Origin of the sequence: Mycobacterium sp. (assembly GCF_050701675.1) — a bacterium.
Lineage (GTDB): Bacteria > Actinomycetota > Actinomycetes > Mycobacteriales > Mycobacteriaceae > Mycobacterium.
Map to the genome: position 1 here is coordinate 1 of NZ_JBOGDD010001250.1, position 6,082 is coordinate 6,082.

6 protein-coding genes are annotated in these 6,082 nt (G+C 65.3%); 4 read left to right on the forward strand and 2 right to left on the reverse strand.

What is annotated here, in order from left to right; all coding sequences use genetic code 11:
- On the reverse strand, window positions 1-154 hold a 154-nt coding region (locus tag ACRDUX_RS38740; RefSeq protein WP_526422508.1), incomplete at its 3' end, for a LysR family transcriptional regulator.
- Between the two features lie 202 nt (window positions 155-356).
- Here ACRDUX_RS38740 and ACRDUX_RS38745 point away from each other — a divergent pair.
- Window positions 357-1,517, forward strand: a complete 1,161-nt coding sequence (locus ACRDUX_RS38745) for an NAD-dependent formate dehydrogenase (RefSeq protein WP_526422498.1) — start codon at window positions 357-359, stop codon at window positions 1,515-1,517.
- Window positions 1,518-1,579: 62 nt separating this feature from the next.
- Here the strand turns inward: ACRDUX_RS38745 and ACRDUX_RS38750 are convergent, their stop codons facing one another.
- Window positions 1,580-1,846 carry a helix-turn-helix domain-containing protein gene (locus ACRDUX_RS38750; RefSeq protein ID WP_526422500.1) on the reverse strand — a complete coding sequence of 89 codons (267 nt, stop codon included), beginning with the start codon at window positions 1,844-1,846 and terminating at the stop codon, window positions 1,580-1,582.
- An 85-nt stretch (window positions 1,847-1,931) separates the two neighbouring features.
- Between ACRDUX_RS38750 and map the strand changes: the two genes are divergently transcribed.
- The 3 genes from map to ACRDUX_RS38765 all read left to right on the forward strand — a co-directional run bounded on the left by map (window position 1,932) and on the right by ACRDUX_RS38765 (window position 5,960).
- Complete coding sequence (gene map, locus ACRDUX_RS38755; RefSeq protein WP_526422502.1) at window positions 1,932-2,720, forward strand: type I methionyl aminopeptidase; 789 nt, start codon at window positions 1,932-1,934, stop codon at window positions 2,718-2,720.
- 283 nt (window positions 2,721-3,003) lie between these two features.
- Window positions 3,004-4,401 (forward strand): DUF1254 domain-containing protein, encoded by a 1,398-nt coding sequence (locus tag ACRDUX_RS38760; protein ID WP_526422504.1) that lies wholly within the window; start codon window positions 3,004-3,006, stop codon window positions 4,399-4,401.
- Window positions 4,402-4,412: 11 nt separating this feature from the next.
- Window positions 4,413-5,960, forward strand: coding sequence for a DUF1254 domain-containing protein (locus tag ACRDUX_RS38765; RefSeq protein WP_526422506.1), 1,548 nt, complete (start codon window positions 4,413-4,415; stop codon window positions 5,958-5,960).
- The last annotated feature ends 122 nt before the right edge of the window (window positions 5,961-6,082 follow it).

The following is a 6,082-nucleotide window of genomic DNA, read 5'->3' on the forward strand; positions in this document are numbered from 1 at the left end:
CGATCATCACGCCGAGATTGGTCTCCAGCTTTCCGATCGCGCCGGACAGCGTCGGCTGGCTGACGTGGCAAAGTCGTGCCGCGCGACCGAAGTGACGCTCACGGGCCAACGCGACGAGGTATTCGAGTTGACGGATCAGTACCTCGCCGCTCACGTGCCGCTCCCTTGAAGACTCGGCGGGAACCGGGCAAACCGCCCGCTCGCCATCATCGACGATACCTATCAAGAGATCGAATCTTCCGTCATTGCGAACCCTTGCCCGCCATGAGTGATGTCGGACACGATTCATGTTGCGCGCCAATCGGATCGCGTCGGGCCGGATGGATCGACCCGGCCCCATGAGCAAAGGAACGATAGTGGCCAAAGTAGTAGTCGTCCTGTACGACGACCCGATCGACGGTTACCCCACGTCGTACGCGCGCGACGGCTTGCCGGAGCTCTCCGGCTATCCGGGAGGTCAGACCCTGCCCTCTCCTTCCGCGATCGACTTCACTCCCGGAACGTTGCTGGGCAGCGTGTCCGGCGAACTCGGCCTCCGCAGCTACCTGGAGGGCCTCGGTCACGAACTCATCGTGACCTCGAGCAAGGACGGCGCGGACTCCGATCTCGACCGCCACCTGGCCGACGCCGAGGTCGTCATCTCGCAGCCGTTCTTTCCGGCCTACCTGACCAAGGAACGCATCGAGAAGGCGCCCAATCTGAAACTGGCCCTCACCGCCGGGATCGGCTCTGACCACGTCGATCTCGACGCTGCGATCGAACATGGCGTCACCGTCGCAGAAGTGACCTACAGCAACAGCATCAGCGTCGCCGAGCACGTCGTGATGATGATCCTCGGGCTGGTCCGCAATTACCTGCCGTCCTACGATTGGGTCCGCAAGGGCGGGTGGAACATCGCCGACTGCGTCACCCGGTCCTACGACCTCGAGGGCATGGACGTTGGCACGGTGGCCGCCGGCCGCATCGGCACGGCGGTCCTGCGCCGTCTCGCACCGTTCGACGTGCGGCTGCACTACACCGACCGTCACCGCCTGCCCGCGGAGGTGGAGAAGGAACTGAACCTGACCTACCACCCGACGGTCCAAGACCTCGCGCCCGCGTGCGACGTCATCACGATCAACGCGCCGCTGCACCCGGAGACCCAGGGGCTGTTCAACGACGACCTGCTCTCGACGCTGCGCCGCGGAACCTATCTGATCAATACCGCCAGGGCGCTGATCACCGATCGCGACGCCATCGTCCGAGCGCTGGAGAGCGGCCAACTGGCCGGCTACGCGGGGGACGTCTGGTACCCGCAGCCCGCCCCGGCCGACCACCCGTGGCGCACCATGCCCCACCACGGCATGACGCCACACATCTCAGGAACGTCGCTGTCGGCGCAGACCCGCTACGCCGCTGGGACCCGCGAAATACTGGAGTCCTACTTCAACGGCACACCGATCCGCGACGAGTACCTGATCGTCGGCTCCGGCCAGCTCGCCGGGGCGGGGGCGCACTCGTACAGCACTCGCTCGTAGGAGGCTGCATTCGAACGAGCTGACCGCAACTCGCCTCCCGGCGGGTTGCGGTCAGCCGGTTGCTAAATGGCCATCCGTTGGTCGTCCGTTCCATGCCAGGCATCGACGGCATTCTGCAGGGGCAAGCCGAGCGCATTGCAGAGCCCGATCACCGTGCCGAAGCTCGGGCTTGGGATTCTTCCGACTTCGATCTTGCGCAGTGTCTCCGGTGAGATGCCTGCGTGACGCGCGATCATCTCGGGGTCGCGACCGGCTCGGGCCGTCCTCATCAGCGCGCCGAGGCGTTGCCCGGCTTCCACCTGCTCTGGACTCAGGGGTACACGCACCATGCCGGTCAGCATAGCCGGTATTCAAATACCGATACTGGTACCGTCGTAGCGGTATAAGAATACCGATGCTGCACGGAGGCCGAACATGATCGAACTCAAGACTGCCGATGAGATCGACAGGATGGCGGTGACTGGTGAATTCGTCGCGGATACGCTGGCGACGCTGTCGGCCGAGGCGCAGCCAGGGGTGAACCTCGTGCAACTCGAGCACCATGCCCGCGCGCTGGTGGCCGACCGCGGTGCGGACTCGTGTTACTGGGATTACGCGCCGTCATTCGGTCGCGGTCCCTTCCGGAACGTCATCTGTCTGTCGGTCAACGATGCTGTGCTGCACGGCATGCCACGCGACTACGTGCTACGCGACGGCGACGTGTTGAGTCTGGACTTCGCGGTGTCGATCGACGGTTGGGTAGCCGATTCTGCGGTCACGGTCATCGTCGGCGACAGCGCCGACGCCGCTGACGCGGCCCTGATCGAGTCCACGCGAAGAGCGCTTGACGCAGGTATCGCCGCGGCGGTCCCCGGCGGTCGTCTCGGCGACGTCTCCGCCGCGATCGGCGAAGTCGCCGCCGAAGCCGGATATCGCGTCAACGTCGAATTCGGCGGTCACGGCTTGGGTCGCACCATGCACGAGGATCCCCACATCCCCAATCGTGGCCGGCATGGGCGTGGCTTGCTGCTGCGGACGGGCATGACCTTCGCGCTCGAGCCGTGGTGGGCAAGGGGAAGTGATCGTCTGGTCATCGATGCCGACGGCTGGACCCTGCGCTCGGCAGACGGGTCGAACGCCGCGCACTCCGAGCACACCATCGCCATCACCGAATCCGGCCCGCGCATACTCACTCTCGCGCGATGCGCGCACGAGGCGAGGTGACGTGACGGGCCGTACGGTGACCCCCATTGCGCGAATGTGAATTTCACGACGAAATCGCGCTCGGAACGTCGTGAAATTCACTCTCGGCGCTGAGCGGCGGAGGAATATGACGTCTTCGTGTCGCGGCCCCGCGGGCGCGGCATTCTTCGGTCACTTCTGTGATCGGTTGGGCCGCAAGGCGACCCTGACCGCCGACCACTCCCGCCACAGAGGCTTCCACCACAACGCCGGACAGGCGCATCCTAAGGGCCGTAGCGTTGGCCTCTGAGCCGAGACAACAGCGATGGGACGAATCGTGGCCGATCAGGTCGAAGGCGAACCGACCGCAGGTTTCCCGAGCGATGACGCGGCCCGCGCCGCCCGTGACGATGCAGATTTCCAACGGGCCGTGGTCGCATACCGGTTCTGGTATCCGACGGTGTCGGCAGAAGGCATCTTCAACGGCAATCGTGAGATCGGCATCGCCGACAACGAAGCCATTGGGATCGCGTTCTGCGGCCCGCGCCAGGTCGGTTTCACGCTGAACTCGGACACGCCGTACGGGTCAGCAGCACTCGACCTCTCCGCCGGCCCGATCGTGATCGAACTGCCGGCCGGCCCCTACATCGGGCTCGTCAACGATCACCATCAGCGATGGATCACCGACATGGGCATCCCCGGGCCCGACGCAGGCGCCGGCGGGAAGTACGTGATCACCCCGCCAGGTTTCGCGGGCACGATCCCAGCGGATTGTCACGCGGCGGCTTCCGCAACCCTCAAGGTTCTGCTTGCGGTCCGAGCCATGCCGGTCGGAGGCGACGTCGAGGCAGCCCTGCAATCGCTGCGGTCCATCACAATTCACCCGTTGAACAGCGGCACACCACTGGATGTCGTGGACATCACCGACGACCGGATCGACAGCACGTGCCTGCGATGGGAAGACGGCATCGAGTTCTGGCGGATACTGCACGAGGTGTTGGATTACGAACCCGTGATTGACGAATTCCGGCCCATGCACGGCCTGCTGGCAGCGCTGGGTCTGGGCAAGTGCCAACCCTTCAACCCCGATCGACGGATGACCCGCATCCTGGAGCAGGCCGCACAGCAAGGGCGCGCTCAGCTGCTGGTGTCGGCGTTCGCGTCGACCCGCGCGGACCGACTGGCTTGGAACGACAGACACTGGGAATGGCTCGGCTTGGTTCCTGCCGACGCGGGCTTCGAAACCCCTGCCGGTATCGACCTGGAGGCTCGCGACCGGTGGTTCGCTCAAGCGATCGTCACCTCGCCGGCGATGTTCCGCCGCCAGGTCGGAGGCGGCTCGCTGTACTGGCTGGCCGCCCGCGACGCCGCCGGCGAGTTCCTCGACGGTTCTAAGTGCTACACCTTGACGCTGCCGTTGCCGGTTCCAGCCACGCTGTTTTGGTCGGTGACCATCTATGACGCCCAGACCCGCTCCCAGGTGCAAGCCGACCAGGACAAGGCTGCGCTGCGCTCGCTGTTCGAACTGTCATCGACTACTGCCGAAACCGGCTCGACAACACTATATTTCGGACCTCATGAACACGACAATGGCACCGACCGCTGGCTGCAGACGGTGCCGGGTCGCGGATGGTTCGCCTACATCCGCATCTACGGACCCGAGCAAGACGCCTTCGATGGCCAATGGCGTCCGGGCGACCTCACCGCAGACCCCTATCAGTGAAAGTGACCCGGATGGACCTCTCTGACCTCTCCACCCCCTCTTCGGTCGAAACATTGCTGGGGACATTGGAATTCGTCAATGGCACCCCCACCGAGGCGAGCGCCGACGTCGCGTACGCGGCGTTGGACCGCCTGCACGCCGTCGACGCCTTCATCGCCGGCCTACCCGCGGTCTCGCAGTGGGCGATCCGCCAGGGCTACGCCGATGCCGGCATCCACGACCACGACGTTCTGCTCTTCTCCGGACTGATGGACAGCGCGTCGCTGTTCCTGACCGCCAACGCCGACACCGTGTACTTCTGGACATTCCTCGACCTCACCGACGGGCCTGTTGCCGTGCAGTTCCCACCTGAGGTCCTGGGCGTCGCCGACGACATGTGGTGGCGCTGGATCACCGACTTCGGGATCCCCGGCCCCGACCGAGGGCACGGCGGAACCTACGTCTTCGTCGGCCCCGGCTACAGCGGCCCGCTACCCGAAGGCGGGGTGTTCGTCGCGCACTCCCGAACCACCAGGGTGTCTTTGCTTGGCCGCGCCTTCCTCGATGGCGATGACCCGGCACCCGCCGTGAGGCGCATCCATGACCAACTCCGGATCGGGCGCTACGCCCCAGGCGCATTCGGTACGTCCGTCGCGTCGTTCCTCGACGGCACTGCGCCGATGAGCCAGGTGGTACGCCTGGCGACACCCCGGTTCGTCGAGGGCACCGGTCTGGCGGTGAACACCATCTATCCATCCACGTCCACGTTCTACGAATTGCTCGACGCGGCGATCCAGGCCGAACCGGCCTCCGCGATGGATCCCGAACTCGCCGGCCCCATAGCGGCCATCGGCATCGTCAAGGACCAGCCATTCGCCCCCGGCGCAGAGATGCGCGCCATCCTCGACGAATCCGCTGCGACCGCAAACGCACTGGTCCGCACGATCTCGATGCGTCCCCGAAAGGGCGAAGGATTTCAGTTCTACCCCGGTACCGACTCCCAATGGACCTCACCGCTATTCGCCGGTGGATACGCCTTCCAAACACCGCCGCCGCGCATCACCACCAGCGGCGTGGAACCCCTTCCCGATCACGGCGCCAAACTACTCAACGCGCGGGCCTCGTTCTTCTACCTCGCCACCGGGGTCACCCCGGCGATGTGCATGAACCTGCCCGGAATCGGATCGCAGTACATCGGCGCCACCACCGACGAGCACGGCGACGTCCTAGACGGCGCCAACACCTACACCCTCACGCTGCCGAAAGACATTCCAGCCGAGAAGTTCTGGTCGATCACCCTCTACGATTCCCAAACCCGATCCATGCTGGTCACCGACCAACGCTTCCCCCGGGCGGGCTCTCAGGCATTCCCCACGCCCGCCGCAACACCCAACCCCGACAGGTCCACCGAACTCTGGTTCGCACCGCGGCGACCCGAGGACGTCGCCGACGGCAACTGGATCCAAACTGCCTCCGGACACAGCTGGTTCGCGCTCCTCCGGTTCTACAGCCCAACCCCTGCATTCTTCGACCGCAGCTGGCAACCCACCAACATCAAACCCGCGTCACGGCAATCCTGAACCCACGCATCCAACCCCGACCGTCGACCCGACAAGCGGAGCTCCTCGCCGCGGTCACCGGGTGGCCTTCTTGGCCTCTCGTTCTGCCGCGTGGTCCTCGATCGCCTTGCCGATCGCATGCG